The sequence below is a fragment of the Streptomyces sp. ICC1 genome (genome assembly GCF_003287935.1).
Lineage (GTDB): Bacteria > Actinomycetota > Actinomycetes > Streptomycetales > Streptomycetaceae > Streptomyces > Streptomyces tritrimontium.
The window spans coordinates 7,252,738-7,271,956 of record NZ_CP030287.1 but is presented as its reverse complement, the minus strand read 5'-3'; the positions used below and the strand labels follow the sequence as shown (position 1 = coordinate 7,271,956).

The window sequence follows — 19,219 nt, the reverse complement described above, 5'->3', positions numbered from 1 at the left end:
TCCCCGTGGGCCTTGCGCCCTCGGGCGAGTGGGTGGGCTGCAGTCTGTTGCACATAACTTGCCCGGTGTAAGGCGAGGGCGCCCGCCGTCTCCGTGGCCGCTCGGTCCGAGGACCCGTCAGCGTCCCGCTCGGCAGCGGCCGGTGGCGCGGATCGCGCCCGCTCCCCCGCCCGACTCCGCTCGGTCCGAGCGCGATGAAGATCAATCGCAAGTCGGCGCACTAGGGTCGGAGACATGACGCCACCACCCCTTGCCGGCAGTGCCTTCGACTCGCTCCGCCTCGACGCCGTATCCGACCAGGAGGCGCTGCGCCGGGCCTACGCACTCCCCGGCGACGCGGCCGTGCGCAAGCAGATGACCGAACTCACCGAGCAGACCCAGCGGCTGATCGCCTGCTCGTCCCTGGTCCTGGTCGCCAGCGCGGACGCCGAGGGCAACTGCGACGTCTCCCCGCGCGGCGGCCCCGCCGGGTTCGTCGCCGTCTTGGACGCACGGACCGTGGCGATACCGGACGCGACCGGCAACAAGCGTCTGGACACCCTGCAGAACGTCATCGCCACCGGACGGGCCGGGCTGCTCTTCGTCATCCCGGGACGCACCACGACGCTCCGGGTGAACGGCCGGGCCTGCGTCTCCACCCGCCCGGAGCTGCTGTCGCAGCTGACCGCCGTGGGCAAGCCGCCGGCCAGTGCGCTGGTGGTGGGGGTCGAGGAGGTCTACCCGCACTGCCCCAAGTCGCTCCTGCGCAGCGGGGCCTGGAAGCCGGAGCAGTGGCTGCCGGCGGACGCCCAGCCGGCCTCGGCCGAGGTGACGCTGGCCCAGCTGCGGATGCCGGAACTGACGCTCGCCGACATCGAGCAGGCGGAGGCGGACTCGCTGAAGTACCGGTACGAGTAACGGGCTGCACGGGCCTGACATGCTGCGGGTCACCCGCTCACCGGCTCACCGGCTCACCGGGTCTCTGGTGACCGGACAGGTCCGCGCGTACGACCTCCTGCGGATGTCAGGCCGCGAGGGCCGGCCGTGCCGTGTGGGCGCGAGCGACCGGACGCTATGCCGCGGGCGGGCAGGGGCAGCCGGGCCCGAAAACCCCGGCCCCGTGCCCGCCGGAACGGTGCGTCAGACCATGGAGAGCCGGTCCACCAGCAGTTCCACCCGCTGCCCGGTGTGCTCCGGCGGCAGTCGTCCGGACCTGGTCAAAGTGGCCAGCCCGTGCAGGGCCGCCCAGAACGTCTCGGTGAACAGCCCCGGGTCGACGCCGTCCCCGGCGACCTCGCCGAGGCACCCCAGCAGCGCGGCGAACGCGTCCTTGAGGGGTTCCGGGGTGTCCTCCCGTGCATACGGGAGACCGCCGTCGAGCTGGAAGATGGCGTCGTAGACCGCCGGGTTGCGTGCGGCGAAGTCGAGGTAGGCGCGGGCCAGGGCGTACACCCGCTCGCGCGGGCCGTCCGCCGCGGCGGTCGCGGCGCGCACCGCCGCGGCCAGCTCGGCGGCGCCCTCCAGGGCGACGGCACCGATGATCTCCCGTTTGCCGCGGAAGTGGCTGTAGAGGACGGGCTGGCTGTACTCGATGCGCTCGGCGAGCCGACGGGTGGTGACCGCGTCCCAGCCCTGCTGCTCGGCGAGTTCGCGGGCCGTCGCCACGATGAGGCGTTCGCGCTCCGCCCGTTCGCGCTGCTTGCGTTCCTGTACCGACATGATTCGATCCTAGCACCGCTAGACAATCAAGCGGCAGTAGTACTAGCGTTGCCCCATCACCTAGCAACGCTAGATATCGAGAGGGTCATCATGCTCAACGCACTCGAGGTCGTCACCACCGTGGTCGTCGGAGTGATGGTGGGGGTGGAGTTCTCCGTCGCCTTCGTCATGAACCCGATTCTCAACGCCCTCCCGGAGGACAGCGGCCAACTCGGCCACGCCCACGGGGGCCGGATGCTCGGCGCCGTGATGCCGGTCTGGTACATCGGCTCGCTCGCCCTCGTCGCGGCCTGGGCCATAGCCGGATGGCACCACCACGGCACGGGCCTCGTCGTCACCGCCGGCGCGCTGCTGCTCCTCAGCGTGGTCATGTCGCTCCTGCTGCTCGTCCCGATCAACAACCGGAACAAGACGTGGACCCCCGAGAACCGGCCCGCGGACTGGAAGAAGCAGGTACACCGCTGGGAACGCTTCCACTACGCCCGCGTCGCCGTCATCGTCGCCGCCTTCACCCTGCTCGTCGCCGCCCTCGCCTGATCTCGCGGGCCGACACCGCGCGGGCCGCGCCGGCCATGTCGGCCGCCTCCGCGCGGCCTGATCAGGCCCCACACGACTCGGCAAGCTCCACGCTCACCAAGCTCACCACTCTGACGAGACTCGCAAGGAGAAGAACAGTGTCGCTGAAGAAGATCAACACCGTCCTGGCCGCCACCTTCATCCTCTTCATCCTCTGGTTCGGGACGGAGTACATCCTGAGCCCGGAGACGATGGCACCGGGCTACGGCCTCCCGAGCTGGCCGTCCGGCGACGGCGACGGCTTCCTGATCGTCAAGGGAATCCGCGACATCGTCCTGGCCCTGGTCCTGGGCATCCTGCTGGCGACGGGTCACCGCCGGGCGCTGGGCTGGGTGCTGCTGGTGGAGGCCCTCGCCGCGTACGGCGACATGACCAATGTGCTGGCCCACCACGGCTCCGCGGCCACCGCGCTCGGCGTCCACGGCCTGACCGCGACGCTGATGGTGGTCAACGGCCTGCTCATCATGCGAGAGACCCGCAAGGCCGTGACCGTGGCCGCGGCCGCTCCGGCAACGCCCGCCACGCAGCCCGCCTGACGCCACCGCGGCCCGCGTCGGTGCTCGCGAAGGGCGGGGCCACGGGTGATCCCGCCGTACGCCGATTGTCAGAGGCTGTTGGCAGGATCTGCGTCGTGAACGTCATCCGTACCACCCCACCACGGCCGTTCGACGTGGCCGCGGCCTTCCCCCGGCTGGCCCCGCTGGCACGCACGACGACCCGGCTGCATCCCCGCCCCGGTTCTCCTTCGCCGTACGACAGCTCGGCCGGTGGGCCGCTGCTGTGGCCCAGTGAGCAGCCATGGCTGTACTGCGACGCACGAGGGTCCGGTCTCCCCCCTCCTGCCGGTGGCCCAGCTGTACGTGCGCGACGTTCCCCAGCTACGGCCGCCCGGACGGACAGACCTGCTCCAGGTGCTGTGGTGCCCCTCGGAGCACCCGCCGGAACACAAGCCTCCGACCGAACTGTTCTGGCGAACCGCCGCCGACGTCACCCATGTCCTCGCCTCGCCGACCACACCGTCCGAGGCGCAGTACGGCTACGCGCCGGAGCCGTGCGTGCTCGCACCGGAGCAAGTCACCGAGTACCCCAACTTCCTTGAGTTGGACGAGGAGTTGCAGCGGCAGCTGAGCGACTGGAGCGCGTGGCAGGCGGCCGGCGTCGCGATGGACGATTCCTACGAGCCCGCCCCGCAGGAGTTCTACATGGACGAGCTGTCCGTTGCCCCCGGCTGGAAGGTCGGCGGCTGGCCGCCGTGGGGCCTCACCGATCCCATCGCCCGGTTCTGCATCAACTGTGGCGCGGCGATGAACCCGCTGCTGACCATCGCCTCGAACGAATCTCGCGACTACAGAAGGGGCTGGGTCCCGTACGAGGACCAGGCCATCGCCGTGATTGACAGCGACAACGTGGCGAACCCGCCCGGGATCCAGGTTTCCGACGCGAACAATCTGCAGCTCTACTCCTGCCCGACGTGCTACACGCATACCGATCTGATCCAATAGGCCATTGCCATTGCCAACAAGGGCCGCCGCCGCCCGGCCCTCACGGGCAAGCCGATCGCCGATGCGCGCGCCGCGTACCCGGACGGCCGGTCCATCGCAGCCCTGGCCCGCGAGCACGACGTCAGCCGATGCTGACGGTGATCTCGGGGAGCGGTATGTCGGAAAGGTTCAGCTGGAGCCCGGTCAGGGTCAGGTAGGTCTGCGAGTCGGTCAAGGTGGAAGTGGTGGACGGCGCCTGGGTCTTCCCGCGCGTGCTCACCAGCAGGTACCAGCCCCCGCGCTTGTAGCTGCGGGAGTCGTCGGGACGGTCGCCGTTCGGGTTCAGCGTCCAGCCCTGACGCTCCAGGTCGACGCAGATCGCGTTCATCTCCGACTGTGCGGCGGCCTTCTCGCGGACGGCCATCCAGCCCGTCCTGTCCGAGTCGGCGCCGGCCGCGACGGTCGGGCGGCCCTGCGCCGGGTCGAGGCCCGCCGCGCTGACCGCGGTCCGGATCACCTCGTCCACGGCGTCCCGTGTGAGGGGCGGCGACGTGGACTCCGGTGTGGGCGCCGCCGTGGATGGGAACGGCGTGGATGGGGACGGCGTGGGTGCGGGCGCGCCCAGGTGGATGCGCCCGTCGACTATCTGGATGTGGTCCGGCAGGGCCAAGGCGGCCAGACTCACGATCAAGGCCGTGGCCAGCCCGATCCACACGCTCTTCAACATTGCGTTCAACGCGAAACTCCCCCCGAGTGATCATTCAGAGGGAGTCTCACACATACTGCTCGGCGCCCAGCAGCCCTTACGACGTGGTGCGCGATAGGGTGCCCGGCCGGTAACCGGTCCTGCTGTGCGCGTGGTCGCAGCGGGCCATTGAGATACTTCGGCCCATGGATACGAGTGCGGGGGCGGACGGGATACGGCCGGGCCGTCCCGTGGAATGGGCGCTGCGTTCCGCAGAGCCGACGGATGTCGAGGCGATCGCAGAGCTGCGGGCAACGGTGATGCGCCCGGACCTGGAGCGGCTGGGACGGTTCGACGAGCATCGGGTCCGGCAACGGCTGCGGGATTCCTTCTCCCCCCAGCACACGTCGGTCATCGTGGCCGATGGCGCCTTCGCGGGCTGCGTCACTGTGCGCCCCGCCGAGGACGGGCGGTGGCTGGAGAATTTCTATCTCACTCCGGCCCTCCAGGGCCGGGGGCTCGGATCGGCTGTGCTGCGAACACTGCTGGAACGGATCGATGCCGGCGGCGTGCCCGTTCGCCTGAATGTCCTGCAGGGCAGCGCCGCCCGGCGGCTGTACGAGCGCCACGGGTTCACCGTGGAGGTCCAGGACCCGATCGACGTCTACATGGTGCGACGGCCGGGTGCGGGCACCCTCTGAACTTGAAAGGCGGATGCTGGTCACCCTGGTGCACCTGCGCACCAGGCCTCCCCCACGCCGCGCTGGCCGAGCTGTAGAGCGCGGCCCGTTCCACCATCTCCCGGGCCATCGGCGAGATCCGCCCGCTCCTGGCCGGCCGCGGCTTCGCCGTCCCCGACAGCCCCGGCCTGCGGCTGCGCACCCTGGCCGACGACTTCCCCGAGCAGGTCAGCGCCCCGCCGAAGAAGCCGGAGCGGGGTGACTCGCTCAGCGAGGAGTACGCCTGGCGTGAGCACCGCCGCCGACAGTCCTCGGCTCGGATTTGTGTCGAGCACGCTCACGCCGAACTGCGGCAGTGGCGTCCGCTCCAGCGCTACACCGGCCGACGCGAGGACTACGCCGAGACGGATCAGCGCCTAGCCGACCCGCCAGGGCAGCACACCCCGACCTCAATCGCGGACCGGCTCGCCAAGGGGCGGGGCCCGTACTTCCGCTCGCGGGGGCCCCTACTCCTGCGTGGGGCTCACTCAACGCAGCCGGAGCACGCCGCTGACGCCGGCGTGGTCGGAGGGCCACAGTCCTGACGGAGTGCGGTCGCCCTGCGCGTCGCCCACCCGGTCGGCCGCCAGTGCGGTGACCTTGCCGCGGAAGAGCACGTAGTCGATGCGCTGGGTGAGGTTGGAGGTGGGATTGCGCAGGTCGGGGGCCTGGCAGCAGGTGAAGCCGGGGTTGCGGTGGCGGGTGGCGGTCCAGGCGTCGGTGAATCCGGCGGCCAGGAGGCGGTTGTGGCTCTGCGTGTTGGTTCCCGGTGTCGCGCCGACTCCGCCGGCCGCCGAGTTGAGGTCGCCGAGCAGCACGGTGGCGAGCGTGGTGTTCAGCGGGCCTGCGAGGAGTTCACCGGTCTGTGCTTCCTGGACGGCGGGGGCGGCGGGTTCGAGATGGGTGGTCACCACTCGGGTGGTACGGCCGCGCAGCGAGATGTACACTGGTAGGGTGGTCGGAGGCGTCAGATGTGTATGAGAGACGGGCCGGGGAGCCTCGGCGGGGGCGCTCTGCGGCGTGCCGGTCTCGGGAGCGGCGGCATCGGCCGCCGCGGGCGGCCGGCGCCTGCCCGTGCCGCCGGGGTTGTCGGCCTTGCGGCGGCGGGCCTCCACGAAGAAGGTCGCCACCAGGCTCAGTACGAAGCCCAGGGCCCCCGCCATGACCAGGTACTGGATCCGGGTCTTGGTCTGGGGCTCCGGCTTCTGAGGCGGGACGATCGTCGCCATGCGGATCATGGCCTCCGGTGCGACCGCCTGCTGGGACTGGAACTCCTGGAGCCGCTTCTCGGCGTAGGCGGTGAAGATCTGGTCCGACTTCAGGACGGCGGCCGGGTCGGTCCCCGTGACGCTCAGCCACATGAAGGGCCCCTGGGCGTTGTCGGCGATCTTCGCCTCGTACGTTCCGGTGAGGCCCTGGGACTTGAGGGCCGCCTTGGAGTCGTCGGAGTTGAGGTTGCGGGCGAGGCCGTCCGCCATTCCGGTGAGCGAGGCCTGGGTGCTCAGGAAGGGGTTGCCGTCGAAGGCCACCGTGGCCTTCTTCGAGTTCAGCAGCGTCACGGTGCTCTGCGACAGGTACTCCACCGGGACCATCAGGTACACGCCGGTGGTCAGCGCGGCCGTGAGCAGCAGTCCGGGCAGCAGTACGTACCAGCGCCTGCGCATGACCCGCCAGATCTCCGCGAGATCCATGGTGTTCCCCCTCGCGGCGGCGTCGTGTCGTGCACGCGCCGCCGCCCTGTTCTGTGCGGTGAATACGGTTGTCGATGTGGTGCGGTGTAGCGGCCTTGTGGTGGTGCCCGGGCGCTACGGCGCCGCGGGCGCCCCCGCCGGAACCGAGTCGGTGGGCCGCGGCCGGGTCGCCGAGGTTCCGCCGTCCAGCAGGACCCGCGCGATGCGCTCGCTCGCGCGGCCGTCCCAGAGCTCGGGGCAGCGGGGCGCGGGCGGATCGTCGAGCACCCGGTTCACCGTGGCGGTGATGCGCTCCGGATCGGTGCCCGCCAGGACGTTGGTGCCCTGCTCGACGGTGATGGGGCGCTCGGTGTTCTCCCGCAGGGTCACACAGGGCACCCCGAGGGCGGTGGTCTCCTCCTGGATGCCCCCGGAGTCGGTGAGCACCACCCTGGCCGAGTCCTGCAGGGCGATGAAGTCGAGGTAACCGGCGGCCGGCACGAGCCGGATGCCGCCGGGGACCCCGATCTCGGCGAGCCGCTCGGCCGCCCGTGGGTGCACGGGCAGCAGCAGCGGACAGCGCCCGGAGATCTCGCCCAGCGCCTTCAGGAGGCCGCGCAGGGCCTCGGGATCGTCCACGTTGGCCGGCCGGTGCAGGGTGACCAGCCCGTACCCGCCGCGGGTGAGCCCGTACCGGTCCAGGACGTCGGATTCCCTGGCCCGCTCCAGATTGGCGAACAGGGTGTCGATCATGACGTTGCCGACGACGTGGATCTGATCCTCCCGGTACCCCTCGGACCGCAGGTTCGCGGCCGCGTCGGGCGAGGGGGCCAGCAGGTAGTCGCTGACGCGGTCGGTGGCGACCCGGTTGACCTCCTCGGGCATGCTCCAGTCCCGGCTGCGCAGTCCGGCTTCCACGTGGGCCAGCAGCGGGCCGGCCTTCGCGGTCACCAGGGCGCAGGCGAGGGTGGAGTTGATGTCGCCGACCACCACGACGGCGTCCGGCGCCAGCTCCTCGACCAACGGCTCGAAGGCCGCCATCACCCGGCCGGTCTGCTGGGCGTGGCTGCCGGAGCCGGCCCCCAGGTACCGGTCGGGGGGACGGATGCCGAGGTCGCGGAAGAAGACGTCGTTCATGGAGTCGTCGTAGTGCTGGCCGGTGTGGACGAGGACGACCTCGGCGCCGCGGCGCTCCAGTGCGTCCATCACCGGTTTGATCTTCATGTAGTTGGGCCGTGCCCCGGCCACGCAGATGATCCTCGCCATGGTCTCAGAGCACCTCCACCTTGGGGCCGGACAGCCGGTTGCGGCAATCGAGGATCAAGGAGGCGTGCTCGGTGACCATCGCGTAGTCGAAGGCGTCGTGGTCCGTGAGCAGGACCACCACGTCGGCGGCGGCCAGCTCCTTCTTGGTCGGCTCGACCCGCGAGAGGCGCGCATCGGCCTTGATGCCCTCCACCACGTGCGGGTCGGCCGCGCGCACCTTGGCGCCCATGTCGAGGAGCAGCTGCGCCACGCGCACCGCCGGCGATTCCCGGGCGTCGCCGGTGTTCTTCTTGTACGCCAGCCCCAGGAGCAGGATCCGGGAGCCGTTGACCGAGCGGCGCTTGGCGTTGAGGGCGTCCATGACCCGGCGCGAGACGTACTCGGGCATGTGGCTGTTGATGTCGTTGGCCAGCTCGACGAAGCGGAAGTTCTGGCCGAGCTCGCGCTGCACCCGCCAGGACAGGTACGAGGGGTCGATCGGCAGGCAGTGGCCGCCGACCCCGGGGCCCGGGGTGAACTTCATGAAGCCGAACGGCTTGCTCGCCGCGGCCTCGATGGTCTGCCACACGTCGATGTCGAGGTGGCGGGCGAACATGGCTATCTCGTTGACCAGCGCGATGTTCACGTGCCGGAAGGTGTTCTCCAGCAGCTTCGCCAGCTCGGCCTCCTTGGGCGAGCGCACCGGCACCGTCGTGTCGACGAGGCCCGCGTAGAAGGTCTCGACGGCCTTGAGGGAGGCGGCGGTCACCCCGGAGACGACCTTGGGCGTCTGCTGGAAGCCCCAGACGGTGTTGCCGGGGTCGATGCGCTCCGGGCTGTAGCCCAGGTGGAAGTCGACGCCGGCGGTGAGTCCCGAGCCGTCCTCCAGGATCGGGCCGAACAGCTCCTCGGTGGTGCCCGGGTAGGTGGTGGACTCCAGCACGACGGTCGCGCCGGGCCGCAGGAAGCGGGCCAGGGTGCGCGCCGACTCCTCGATGTAGCGCAGGTCGGGGGCGCCGTCCTGCAGGGGGGTCGGGACCGTGACGACCGCGACGTCGAACCCGCCGCAGTCGCGGGCGAGTTCGCTGGCCTGGTAGGTGCCGAGCTCCAGGGCCCGGGCCAGCCGCTCGGAGGAGACGTCCTCCACGTACGACTCGCCGGCGGCCAGGCTCTTGACCCGCCGCGCGTCCACGTCGTAACCCACTACGTGGTGTCCGACCTCGGCTGCCCTGATGGCCAGCGGAAGGCCGACGTATCCCTGTCCCACGACGACGACACGCATCAGTGACTCCTGTTCGCGGAACCGGCAGACGGGGTGCGGCGGATGAGTTCCCGGACCGTCATGAGGAGGAAGGCCGCATTGGTGGTGAGGTAGCGCTTGCCGAGGCGGCGCGGCTCCTGGAGCGTGCGGTAGAACCACTCGAGTCCCATCCGCTGCCAGACGAGGGGCGCCCGCTTGGTGATCCCGGCCAGGATGTCGAAGGATCCGCCGACACCGTGCACCACGTGGGCGCCGGTGCGCTTGCCGAAGCCGGCGGTGAAGATCTCCTTCTTGGGCGAGGTCATGCCGAGGAACAGCAGCTTGGCCCCGCTCTCGGCGACGGCGTCGGCGATCGCGCCCTGCTCGGCGTCCTCGAAGTAGCCGTTGCGGCTGCCGGCCACGCGCAGCGCCGGGAACTGCTCGGAGATCCGGCGGAGCATCAGCTCCAGGACCTCATCCCGGGCGCCGAGCAGGTAGACGGGTACGTCCGCGCCCTCGGCGGCGGCCAGCAGGCGCATGAACAGGTCGATTCCGGCGACCCGTTCGGGCAGCCGGACGCCGAGTACGCGGCCGGCCCACACCACGGCCTGGCCGTCGGCCAGGACGAGGTCGCAGCCGCCGACCGCCGCGGCGAGGCGGGGGTCGCGGCGCATGTTGACCAGCTTGGCCGCGTTGACCATGCCGATCTCGATCTGTTCCCCGCGCCGCACGGCCTGGAGGCAGCGCCGTACGGTCTCGTCCATCGTCAGGGCGTCGAGCCCGATCCCGAAGAGGGTCCGTCTGTGGTTCATTTCCCGGGACCCCCGAGCCAGGCGTGGAGCAGCCAGCCGAACTCGTAGGGCCTGCACTCGCGGTCGACCGCCAGGGGGCGGAAGATCCGGTCGAGCGGCGCCAGCCGCGCCTGCGGGAGCACCCGGGTGGTCACTCCGCGGGCGGCGCGGACGGCCTTGACGGGGTCGCCCCGGTAGACCTTGCGCCAGGTGACCCCGAAGTCCTCGCGGATCATGGACTCGCGCGGGGTGCCGTCGGATCCGGCGATCTCGGGCACGTCCGTCATCCAGCGCAGACCCCGGCGGATCGCGGCGCCGAAGTCGGTGCCGCCCGCTTCGGCCAGGTCGAAGAGGGCGGTCGGGGCCATGGCGTGCTGGTGCACGCTGTAGACCGGGTAGCCCTCCACCACGCCGCCCGTGCGGGCGTCGTAGTGCCACCACCACTGTCCGCCGTCCCCCTGCAGGGCGCAGATGCGGGCGGCGCAGGCGTCGGCGGCCGCGAGGGCCACCGGATCCGAACCGCTCGCGTGGAGCCGGGCCAGCGCCTGGAGCGGATAGGTCTGGTCCGCGAAGCAGGCCACGTGGGAGCGGTAGCCGGGGACCAGCCCCCGCCCGGTGGCGTGCGCGAACAGCGGGCTGTCGCCCTGCCTGGCGGACAGCAGGCGGTCGCGGGCCGCCGAGAGGCGGTACTCCACGTCCACCTCGGTGCGGGCGGCGGCGAGCGCGGAGAGCACCCAGGCCGCTTCGACCGTGTACTGCGGCCGTCCGGCGACGTCCAGTACGGCCACGCGCGCGAGGGCGTCCGCCAGCTTCGGGTGCCCGGTCTCGGCCGCGGCCCAGGCGATGAGCGCGGCGTCGCCGAGGTTCGTCACGGCGGGCAGCCGGTCCACCAGCAGCGCCGTGAACTCCCCGGCGGTGAGCCCGCCGAACAGGGCGCGCTGCCGGTCCTCCGGAAGGTACCGCGCGCCGAGCGCGGTGATGGCCGCGTACCGGGTGCTGGTACCGCGCCGCTCAACACGGCGGGTGCCGTCGGGCGCGACCGTCCCCACCCGCGTGAACACGAAGGTCTCCGCGCCCCGGAGGTACATCTCGGGCAGCCCCGCCTCGGCCAGCGCGAGCAGCCGCTCGGCCAGCGCGTGCAGCGACGCGTCCTCGTCGGCAAGTGCTCCTAATCGTGTGGTGTTCATCGGGTCCCCACCCCGGATCCCTGTGTGCCGAGCACACCCCGTATGTCCGAGCTGTACGGCTCCAACACACCTACCCCCTCTGAATTGTTCCTCGGACAGACCCGGCGGTCGTCGTTCGGTGGAGGGGACGCGCATGACGGGGCACGTGCCCGCGGTGTGACCCCCCGATGGCACGAAACCGTCCGCGGCCGCCTTCTGGATCCCCCTCCAGTGGCGCCCCGGACCGGAGCTATCGCGGACGGCGGCGGCGGGCGGGCGCTGTGGCGCCGGCCGTCCCCTTGTCCTCGATGCCCTCGTCGTGTACAACCCCCCACTGAACACAGCCTGTTGCCTGCTCAGATCCCGTGTACAGGGACAAGGTATGCCCAAGGATGTTCGTTGATTGTGGTTTTGAGGAAATGCCGCTGACCTAAATTGCGGACGTTCCGTCAGGTCCGTTCCCTCAGTGCGCCGTCCGTCTCCTCGTGCAGCACGCCGGTGCGCGGGCACTCCCACACGCCCGGCTCGCCCTCGCGTTCCACCAGGCGGACCCCGGCCCGGCCCACCCAGCCGATGCGGCGGGCCGGGACCCCCGCGACCAGGGCGAAGTCCGGCACGTCCCGGGAGACGACCGCGCCGGCCGCCACCAGTGCCCAGCGCCCCACGCGGACTCCCGCCACGCACACCGACCGGGCCCCGAGCGAGGCGCCCTCGGCCACCACGACACCGGCGGCCTCCCAGTCGCCGCCGCGCTTCTGGCGGCCGTCGGGATCGACCGCCCGTGGGTAGAAGTCGTTGGTGAGCACCACGGCCGGGCCGATGAACACGCCGTCGCCGAGCTCGGCGGGCTCGTACACGAGCGCGTAGTTCTGCAGCTTGACGTTGTCGCCGATCTTCACGCCGGGGCCGACGTACGCCCCGCGCCCCACGATGCAGTCCCGGCCGAGGCGCGCCTTCTCCCGCACCTGCGCCAGATCCCAGATCGTGGTCCCGTCCCCGAGCTCGGCCGTCTCGTCGACCTGGGAGGAGGGTTGAATTCGGACACTCACGGGGCGGTCCCCTTCACGGATCGCGTGCACGCGGATGCGCGGCGTACTGACGTACGAAGGGAGCATATGCCCCGCGGGGCGGGCGCGCTCCGGGATCAACCGACTGTTCACGGAGTGGACTTGAGGGCCGGGGTCGGCCGGGGTCGGCCGGGGTCGACGTGGGTTAGGCCGGGCCGCCCGCCCCGGTCGGCCCGGATGGCGGGGCCGGCAGGCTTAACGCCCCCCGATCGCTCCCTTAAGCGGAACCTAAGGCTCAAGCGGGCCGCCCCGAATCGATCGAATGTCCGTTTCCGGGCGGCTAGCGTACTGCCTCACCCCCCAACCCCCCGTACTTCAGAGGCAGGCACGCGATGGGCAGCACCACCGGTCACCGGCGCAGGACGAGCAAGACGGCGAAGGCCGTGGGCGCGGTCGCGGCGGCGGTGGTGATCGGCGGTGCGGCCCTCCTCCACACCGGTACGGCGCAGGCCGCCTCGGTGGGAGCCGTGTACACGAAGTCCAGCTCCTGGGGCGGTGGTTACACCGGCCAGTACGTGATCACCAACCACACGGGACAGACGCGGACGGGGTGGACCCTGGAGTTCGACCTGCCCGCGGGGACGAAGATCGATTCCCTGTGGAACGGCACCCACACGGTGTCCGGGCGCCACGTCACCGTGAAGCCGGCCGAATGGAACCGATCGCTCGCCGCCGGGGCCTCGGTCACCATCGGCTTCGTGGCGAGCGGGACCGGCACCCCCGGAGCACCGACGGCCTGCCGCATCGACGGGGCGAAGTGCTCGGCCGACACGGGCACGGCGCCCACACCGGGCGGCCGCCCCACCACCGCCCCGGCGCCGAGCGCATCGGCATCGGCGTCGGCGTCGCCCGGCGCCACCGCTCCCGCGCCGGGCGCGCCCACCGGGCAGCCGACCCGGACCGCGACCCCGTCCGCATCCGCCACGCCGCCGCCGGCGGCGGGGAGCCCGGGAGGGGGCGCGCGCTTCGCCCCGTACGTGGACACCTCCCTCTACCCCGCCTACGACCTGGTCGACACCGCGACCAGGACGGGCGTGAAGGAGTTCCACCTCGCCTTCGTCACCTCCGGCGGAGGCTGCACCCCGCTGTGGGGCGGGGTCACCGACCTCGCCAGCGACAAGGTGGCCGCGCAGATCGGGGCCCTGCGGGCCAAGGGCGGGGACGTACGGGTCTCCTTCGGCGGCGCCGCCGGGCACGAACTGGCCCTGAACTGCTCCACCGCGACCGAGCTGGCGGCCGCGTACGGCAAGGTCGTCGACGAGTACCGGCTGACCAAGGTCGACTTCGACATCGAGGGCGCGGCCCTGCCCGACACCGCGGCCAACACCCGCCGCGCGCAGGCCGTCGCCCAGCTGCAGAAGTCCCACCCGGGCCTGGACGTGGCCTTCACCCTGCCCGTGATGCCGGAGGGCCTCACCCAGCCCGGCGTGGCGCTGCTCGCGGACGCGAAGAAGGCGGGGGTGCGGGTCGACGGGGTCAACATCATGGCGATGGACTACGGCCCCGCCTACGGCGGCGACATGGGGCAGTACGCGATCCAGGCCGCGACGGCCACGCAGGCGCAGGTCAAGGCGGTGCTCGGACTGTCCGACGCGGCCGCCTGGAAGACGGTCGCCGTCACGCCGATGATCGGCGTCAACGACGTCGTGAGCGAGGTCTTCACCGTCTCCGACGCGACGCAGCTGGTGGACTTCGCGAAGTCGAAGGGCATCGGCCGCCTCGCGATGTGGTCCGCGGCCCGCGACAAGCAGTGCCCGGCCGGAGCCGTCAACTACGCCGACGCGACGTGCAGTTCAGTGCTCCAGCAGCCGCTCGCCTTCACCCAGGCCTTCGCCGCCCTGCGCTAGGGGTCCCACTTGGGCGGAATCCGAGGGTTCGTACCAGAGGCTCGCCATCGGGGAGCGAGTGGTCCAGCCCAGCGAGGAGTAGAGGGCCCGGCCCTCGGGCGTGCCGACCAGGACGCCCGTCCTCGCGCCGGCCTCGTACGCGGTGCTCTGCAGGGTGCGCATCACCAGGCCGCCGAGGCCCTTGCGCCGGTGCTCGGCGGCGGTCTCGACCTGGTCGACCACGACGTGGTCGCCGGCGTGGGCGATCTGCCCGCGGGCGGCGAAGTGCCCGTGGCGCGTGCGGACCAGCACCCGGCTGACGCCGCCGCGGGTCCAGATGGTGAGCGTGTGACCGGCGGCCGGCACCTCGGTGTGCTCCGGTTCGAGGTGGCACGTCATCAGGAATCCGGGCTCGTCGCACCGCCAGCCCGGCCCGACCCAAGGCAGAACCGTCTGGTCCTCGGCGAACAGTTTCAGCCACGTCCCGGGTGCGCTCGTCGCGGCGACGATCTTGCGCACGTCGGCCTCGGTGGGCTCCGGCAGCACGTGCCGGGCGACGTGCTGGGGCTGCCCTACGTCGATCGTCCATCCCCACGGCTCGTCGATGGGGTCCGAGCCGCCGCGGGAGACGACCCAGCCGTCGATCCACATCCGCACGAGCTCATTGGTCCTGCTGTCCGGCATCGCGGCCCGCCCCCTGGATGGTAATAGCCAGTACTCCGAAAGAGACCTTACGTGGCCGGGGTGGGATCCGACCATCCCGCGCGCGGGCGTCGAGGTGGGGCACGGTCATTAAGGTGGCGGTATGACTCCCGTGCCCTCCGTGTCCTCCGCGCCCCCCGCGACCGCGGTGGCCTCCGCGACCGCCGTGGCCGTCGAGATCAAGAAGCCGGCCCCCGCCCATGTGGTGGCGGTCCTCGCCTTCGACGGCATGGCCCCCTTCGAACTGGGCGTGGTGGTCGAGGTCTTCGGGCTCGCCCGGCCCGAGCTGGGCGACATCCCCTGGTACGACCTGCGGGTCTGCTCGGCGGAGCCGGGCCGCGACCTGCGCGCGGTCGGCGGCTTCACCCTCCGCGCAGAGCACGGCCTCGACGTGCTCGCGGCCGCCGACACCGTGATCGTTCCCGGGGTCTCCTCGGCGGGCGCCGCGATACCCGCGGAGCTCGTCGAGGCCCTGCTGCGGGCCCACGCCCGGGGCGCGCGCCTGGTCTCCATCTGCTCGGGAGCCTTCGCGCTCGCCGCGACCGGCCTGCTCGACGGCCGCCGCGCCACCACCCACTGGCGCTACGCCCGTACGCTCGCCGAGCGGCACCCCGAGATCGAGGTCGACGCGGACGTCCTCTACGTGGACAACGGCGACGTGCTGACCAGCGCGGGCAGCGCCGCCGGCATCGACCTCTGCCTCTACCTGGTGCGCGGCGACCACGGTGCCGCCGTCGCCAACACCGTCGCCCGCCGCTTCGTCGTACCGCCCCACCGTGAGGGCGGGCAGGCGCAGTTCATCGAGGCCGCGGTCGGCGAGATCGGCCCCGACGCGGCGGACGACGGCATCGCCCAGAGCATGGCCTGGGCCATGCGGCGCCTTTACGGCCCGCTCTCGGTCCCGGCCCTGGCCCGCGAGGCCCGCATGTCCGAGCGGTCCTTCCTGCGCCACTTCACCCGCCGCAACGGCGTGAGCCCGATGCGCTGGGTCGTCTCCCAGCGGATCTCCGCGAGCCTCGTGCTGTTGGAGTCGGGCGAGGGCACGGTGGACGAGGTGGCCGCCGCCGTCGGCTTCGACTCGGCGGCGACCTACCGGCACCACTTCACCCGGCAGATGCGCACGACTCCGACGGCGTACCGGAAGGCGTTCGTGCGGCCCGTTCCGCGTCCCTGACTCCGGGCGGGGGCGATCTCCGGCGCTGGCGGGATCTTGACGAACCAAGGCGTTCACGCCACTCGAAGCGTGCGGGCGCGCGACCGAGGATGGAGTCATCGCCGCAAGGGAAACCACCCGGCCGGTGCTTCAGACCCGCCCCGCACAAGGAGTACGCCGATGTCCGCCATCCTCGCCGCCGCCCCCGCGAACACCCTCACGACCTGGCACTTATACACATCTCCGAGCCCACGAAACTAAGGCCAGGTGCATGCGTGGTCTCGTGGCCCCGGAGATGTGTATAAGAACCAGACCACAACTTCAACCGGCTCATCGACCACACCAGCACCGACCCGCTCAGCGGCTCCGTACCGCTGCGCGCGGCGGTCTGCGAGATCCGTCCCCTCCCCGCCGACGGAACCTGGACCGGCACCCGCCCCTTCACCGTCACGGAACTGGCCGACGTCAGCCCCGGCGTACGCGCCCTGCGCCTGGAGCCCGCCGACGGCGGCCCCCTGCCCGACCACCGGCCCGGCCAGCACCTGACCGTCCGGACCGAGGACCCGGGCGGCGCCCCCGCCGACCCGGCCGGCGCGCGCAGCTACTCGCTGACCGGCCCCGCCATCGAGCCGGGACGCACCGCCTACCACCTCGCCGTCCGGCACATCCCCGACGGCGCCTTCTCCGGACACGTCCACCGCACGCTGAAGACCGGCGACCGGCTGCACCTCGCCAACCCGCGCGGCGTCTTCGTCATCCCCACCCACACCGACCACCCGGTCGTCCTCCTCGCCGGAGGCATCGGCATCACCCCCTTCCTCAGCTACCTGGAAACCCTCGCGGCCACCGGCGGCACCGTCCCCGAAGTCGTCCTGCACCACGGCAACCGCAACTCCGCGGACCACCCCTTCCGCGAGCGGATCCGAGCCCTGCGCGCCCGCATCCCCCAGCTCACGGTCATCGACCACTACGCCGACCCCCTGCCCCACGAGGTGCCGGGCACCGACCACGACCGCACCGGCTCCATCACCCCCGACGACGTGGACCCCGGGCTCGTGGCCCGGCGCGCCCGCTTCTACATGTGCGGCCCCGACCCCATGCTCGACGCCCTCGGCAAGGGGCTGAAGGAGCGCGGCGTACCCCGCTTCGAGGTCTTCAGGGAACAGTTCCGGCCCACCCGGCGCGACGTGGAGGTTCCCGACGACGCCTCCTTCACCGTCACCTTCGCCCGTACCGGACGCTCCACCACCTGGAAGAAGGGCGACGGGGCCCTCTTGGCCCTCGGCGAGGCCGCCGGGGTGAAGATGTCCTCGGGCTGCCGCGTCGGCCAGTGCGAGAGCTGCGCGTGCACCGTCCTGAAGGGCAGCGCCGCACACCTCGTCACCCCTTCCGACGACCTGCCCGACGGCGACGTCCTCACCTGCCAGTCCATCCCCACGACGGACCTCGTCATCGACGCCTGAACCGTTCCGCGGGCCTGCCCGGCCCGGTCGCACGGCCGCGGCGGACCGGAACACGGACCGCACCGCACCGCCGTCCCATGGCGCGGCGCGGGAGCCCGTGGGCCCCCGCGCCGGCTTCGGTCACCTCCAGTCGGCCGGCTGGACGGCCCTCTCGTCCGGCTCGCCGCACCTCGGCCGCCGCCGGAGGGCGAGGGCGAGCACGGCCGCCGCGCACGCGCACAGCACGCCGAACCCGGCCCACCACGGAAGCGGGAAGTATCCGGCGGACGGCGCGTAGTGGCCGACGACCTGGGGATACGCGACCCGGGTCTGCTGGACGGCGAAGCCGGCCGCCGGCGTGACCCGCAGCAGCCACTGGGACACGCCGTCCGGCAGCAGCGGGAAGGCGGTCACGGCGTAGGGGACCGCGATGACCGTGACGGCGACGGCCGCCGCGAGCCAGGCCCGCCGGAGCAGGGCGCCCAGCGCCACCGCGAGCACGCCGGTCAGGGCGAGCGCGGCGGCCGTGCCGGCCACGACGCGCACCGCGGTGAGCGGGGACACATCGAGGACCGAGACCCCGTTCCCGCTCAGGACGGCCGCGCCGACCGGGATCACGACGGCCATGGCGAGGAGGCCGGTCACGAACGTGAGGACTCCGAAGACGACCGCCCTCGCCGCGGCCTCCGCACGGTTCGCGGGCGCACCCGGCCCGGGTTCGCGCCGGGACCCGGCGGCGCCGAACCGTGCGGCGGCCACGAGCACGACGAGCAGGGCGAAGGGAAGTCCGGCGAGGAGGCGCTCCACGGAGACCGCGCCGCCCGTGTCGCCGACCGGCCCGATGTCGCCGGAGCCGCTGACGGCGATCGTCCCGCCCTCCTCCACCGCCCCGGAGGGGTTGTGGAGCTTTTCCCAGTCGGTCTTGTTCATCTCGCCGACGGCGTCCTTGCTCCAGCCCCCGCCGGCTGCCGCGCCGTCGAGGGAGATGTTGTCGAAGCGGCCCGTGGCCTGGGCGAAGCGCACCTGCTCGGTGGCGCCGCCGAGGCCCACGGGCCGCAGCGTCAGGTCACCGGGCGAGGCGGCGAACAGGCCGACCTGCACGGTCGCGGGCAGGCCCGGCAGCAGCGCCTCGCCGACCTTCGTCCACCGCCCGCCGTCGGCGGACTCGTAGCCGGTGACGGTGGAGCCCGACCGGGTCAGCCGGAGCCAGCGCGGGGACTGGGCGGAGGCCCCGCCCGCGCTGCCCGCGATGTCGTGGCGGTAGTCGTACTGCATCCGCACACCATGGCTTCCGGTGAGCATCAGCGCCGCGTAGGAGGAGCCCTGGCGGACACCGTCCTTGACGATGATCCCCGCCTTCGCCCAGGGCGTCAGGCCCGGGACGAGCTGGTCGTGGTGCGGTGGCGGGTAGGTGATTGTGCCCGTCATGGACGCCATCCGGACCGTGATGCTGCCGTTCTCGCCCAGGTCGCGGTGGACGAAGTAGAACTGGTCGCTGACCGGGGCGCCGTCCGGCCCGGTGGGGTCGGTCGGGCAGACGCCCTGGCAGGACGCGTGGTTGCCGAACGCGTAGACCAGACCGAAGACGAGGACCAGCAGGGCCGCCGTGATCAGCGCGGCCAGCCGGCCCGGACGGCGCAGCAGGCGCCACTCCCACAGGAGGGATTCTCTGTTGGTGAGCATGTTCCTGTTCTACGGACGGGCCCGTAACGCGGTCCGAACGGCCGCTGTCATACCGCTGTTAGGCGCGGTGGGGCA

General features: G+C 72.0%; 17 protein-coding genes and 1 pseudogene. 8 read left to right on the top strand and 10 right to left on the bottom strand.

Annotated features, from left to right (window positions below):
* The first annotated feature begins 234 nt into the window (after nt 1-234).
* On the top strand, nt 235-897 hold the full coding sequence (locus DRB96_RS33985; RefSeq protein WP_112451900.1) for an MSMEG_1061 family FMN-dependent PPOX-type flavoprotein: 663 nt from the start codon (nt 235-237) through the stop codon (nt 895-897).
* Nucleotides 898-1,119: 222 nt separating this feature from the next.
* On the opposite strand, the gene DRB96_RS33980 is transcribed toward DRB96_RS33985, so the two are convergent.
* Entirely contained in the window at nt 1,120-1,698 is a 579-nt protein-coding gene (locus tag DRB96_RS33980) for a TetR/AcrR family transcriptional regulator (protein ID WP_112451899.1), read from the bottom strand.
* 90 nt (nt 1,699-1,788) lie between these two features.
* Between DRB96_RS33980 and DRB96_RS33975 the strand changes: the two genes are divergently transcribed.
* The 3 genes and pseudogenes from DRB96_RS33975 (at nt 1,789) to DRB96_RS33965 (ending at nt 3,776) form a co-directional block, all read left to right on the top strand.
* Nucleotides 1,789-2,235: a DUF1772 domain-containing protein gene (locus DRB96_RS33975; protein ID WP_112451898.1), complete on the top strand. Its 447-nt coding sequence runs from the start codon at nt 1,789-1,791 to the stop codon at nt 2,233-2,235.
* A 137-nt stretch (nt 2,236-2,372) separates the two neighbouring features.
* Entirely contained in the window at nt 2,373-2,810 is a 438-nt protein-coding gene (locus DRB96_RS33970) for a DUF4267 domain-containing protein (RefSeq protein WP_112451897.1), read from the top strand.
* Nucleotides 2,811-2,905: 95 nt separating this feature from the next.
* Nucleotides 2,906-3,776 (top strand): annotated as a pseudogene (locus tag DRB96_RS33965) (hypothetical protein).
* Between the two features lie 121 nt (nt 3,777-3,897).
* Here the strand turns inward: DRB96_RS33965 and DRB96_RS33960 are convergent.
* Entirely contained in the window at nt 3,898-4,491 is a 594-nt protein-coding gene (locus DRB96_RS33960) for a hypothetical protein (protein ID WP_162688827.1), read from the bottom strand.
* A 155-nt stretch (nt 4,492-4,646) separates the two neighbouring features.
* On the opposite strand from DRB96_RS33960, the gene DRB96_RS33955 reads away from it, so the two are divergent.
* The gene (locus DRB96_RS33955; protein WP_112451895.1) at nt 4,647-5,141 is read left to right on the top strand and encodes a GNAT family N-acetyltransferase; all 495 of its coding nucleotides are present in this window, start codon (nt 4,647-4,649) and stop codon (nt 5,139-5,141) included.
* A gap of 506 nt (nt 5,142-5,647) precedes the next feature.
* Here the strand turns inward: DRB96_RS33955 and DRB96_RS43355 are convergent.
* The 6 genes from DRB96_RS43355 to DRB96_RS33925 form a co-directional block, all read right to left on the bottom strand.
* Complete coding sequence (locus tag DRB96_RS43355) at nt 5,648-6,850, bottom strand: endonuclease/exonuclease/phosphatase family protein (RefSeq protein WP_162689116.1); 1,203 nt, start codon at nt 6,848-6,850, stop codon at nt 5,648-5,650.
* Between the two features lie 114 nt (nt 6,851-6,964).
* The gene (gene wecB, locus DRB96_RS33945) at nt 6,965-8,095 is read right to left on the bottom strand and encodes a UDP-N-acetylglucosamine 2-epimerase (non-hydrolyzing) (protein ID WP_112451894.1); all 1,131 of its coding nucleotides are present in this window, start codon (nt 8,093-8,095) and stop codon (nt 6,965-6,967) included.
* Nucleotides 8,096-8,099: 4 nt separating this feature from the next.
* Nucleotides 8,100-9,356, bottom strand: coding sequence for a nucleotide sugar dehydrogenase (locus DRB96_RS33940; RefSeq protein WP_112451893.1), 1,257 nt, complete (start codon nt 9,354-9,356; stop codon nt 8,100-8,102).
* Nucleotides 9,356-10,126, bottom strand: a complete 771-nt coding sequence (locus DRB96_RS33935; RefSeq protein ID WP_112451892.1) for a WecB/TagA/CpsF family glycosyltransferase — start codon at nt 10,124-10,126, stop codon at nt 9,356-9,358. The genes DRB96_RS33940 and DRB96_RS33935 overlap by 1 nt, the downstream gene beginning before the upstream one ends.
* Nucleotides 10,123-11,292 carry a hypothetical protein gene (locus tag DRB96_RS33930; RefSeq protein WP_112451891.1) on the bottom strand — a complete coding sequence of 390 codons (1,170 nt, stop codon included), beginning with the start codon at nt 11,290-11,292 and terminating at the stop codon, nt 10,123-10,125. The genes DRB96_RS33935 and DRB96_RS33930 overlap by 4 nt, the downstream gene beginning before the upstream one ends.
* A 428-nt stretch (nt 11,293-11,720) precedes the next feature.
* Nucleotides 11,721-12,320 carry an acyltransferase gene (locus tag DRB96_RS33925; protein WP_112454050.1) on the bottom strand — a complete coding sequence of 200 codons (600 nt, stop codon included), beginning with the start codon at nt 12,318-12,320 and terminating at the stop codon, nt 11,721-11,723.
* A gap of 350 nt (nt 12,321-12,670) precedes the next feature.
* Between DRB96_RS33925 and DRB96_RS33920 the strand changes: the two genes are divergently transcribed.
* Nucleotides 12,671-14,185, top strand: coding sequence for a cellulose binding domain-containing protein (locus DRB96_RS33920; RefSeq protein ID WP_112451890.1), 1,515 nt, complete (start codon nt 12,671-12,673; stop codon nt 14,183-14,185).
* Here DRB96_RS33920 and DRB96_RS33915 read toward each other — a convergent pair.
* Nucleotides 14,132-14,848, bottom strand: a complete 717-nt coding sequence (locus tag DRB96_RS33915; protein ID WP_239516444.1) for a GNAT family N-acetyltransferase — start codon at nt 14,846-14,848, stop codon at nt 14,132-14,134. The two genes, DRB96_RS33920 and DRB96_RS33915, sit on opposite strands and share 54 nt — an antisense overlap.
* A gap of 121 nt (nt 14,849-14,969) precedes the next feature.
* On the opposite strand from DRB96_RS33915, the gene DRB96_RS33910 reads away from it, so the two are divergent.
* A complete protein-coding gene (locus DRB96_RS33910) occupies nt 14,970-16,040 on the top strand; it encodes a helix-turn-helix domain-containing protein (RefSeq protein WP_112451889.1) in 1,071 nt (356 codons plus the stop codon).
* A 311-nt stretch (nt 16,041-16,351) separates the two neighbouring features.
* Entirely contained in the window at nt 16,352-17,482 is a 1,131-nt protein-coding gene (locus DRB96_RS46390) for a 2Fe-2S iron-sulfur cluster-binding protein (protein ID WP_343234711.1), read from the top strand.
* A 120-nt stretch (nt 17,483-17,602) separates the two neighbouring features.
* Here the strand turns inward: DRB96_RS46390 and DRB96_RS33895 are convergent, their stop codons facing one another.
* Nucleotides 17,603-19,144, bottom strand: a complete 1,542-nt coding sequence (locus DRB96_RS33895; protein ID WP_112451887.1) for a hypothetical protein — start codon at nt 19,142-19,144, stop codon at nt 17,603-17,605.
* Between the last annotated feature and the right edge of the window lie 75 nt (nt 19,145-19,219).

Bases quoted from the DNA above. Each gene is read 5' to 3' on its own strand.
- DRB96_RS33955 (WP_112451895.1), top strand. From the start codon at position 4,647: ATGGATACGAGTGCGGGGGCGGACGGGATACGGCCGGGCCGTCCCGTG.
- DRB96_RS43355 (WP_162689116.1), bottom strand. From the start codon at position 6,850: ATGGATCTCGCGGAGATCTGGCGGGTCATGCGCAGGCGCTGGTACGTA.
- DRB96_RS33920 (WP_112451890.1), top strand. From the start codon at position 12,671: ATGGGCAGCACCACCGGTCACCGGCGCAGGACGAGCAAGACGGCGAAG.
- DRB96_RS33915 (WP_239516444.1), bottom strand. From the start codon at position 14,848: ATGCCGGACAGCAGGACCAATGAGCTCGTGCGGATGTGGATCGACGGC.
- DRB96_RS33930 (WP_112451891.1), bottom strand. From the start codon at position 11,292: ATGAACACCACACGATTAGGAGCACTTGCCGACGAGGACGCGTCGCTG.
- DRB96_RS33940 (WP_112451893.1), bottom strand. From the start codon at position 9,356: ATGCGTGTCGTCGTCGTGGGACAGGGATACGTCGGCCTTCCGCTGGCC.
- DRB96_RS33985 (WP_112451900.1), top strand. From the start codon at position 235: ATGACGCCACCACCCCTTGCCGGCAGTGCCTTCGACTCGCTCCGCCTC.
- DRB96_RS33980 (WP_112451899.1), bottom strand. From the start codon at position 1,698: ATGTCGGTACAGGAACGCAAGCAGCGCGAACGGGCGGAGCGCGAACGC.
- DRB96_RS33975 (WP_112451898.1), top strand. From the start codon at position 1,789: ATGCTCAACGCACTCGAGGTCGTCACCACCGTGGTCGTCGGAGTGATG.
- DRB96_RS33935 (WP_112451892.1), bottom strand. From the start codon at position 10,126: ATGAACCACAGACGGACCCTCTTCGGGATCGGGCTCGACGCCCTGACG.
- wecB (WP_112451894.1), bottom strand. From the start codon at position 8,095: ATGGCGAGGATCATCTGCGTGGCCGGGGCACGGCCCAACTACATGAAG.
- DRB96_RS33910 (WP_112451889.1), top strand. From the start codon at position 14,970: ATGACTCCCGTGCCCTCCGTGTCCTCCGCGCCCCCCGCGACCGCGGTG.
- DRB96_RS33895 (WP_112451887.1), bottom strand. From the start codon at position 19,144: ATGCTCACCAACAGAGAATCCCTCCTGTGGGAGTGGCGCCTGCTGCGC.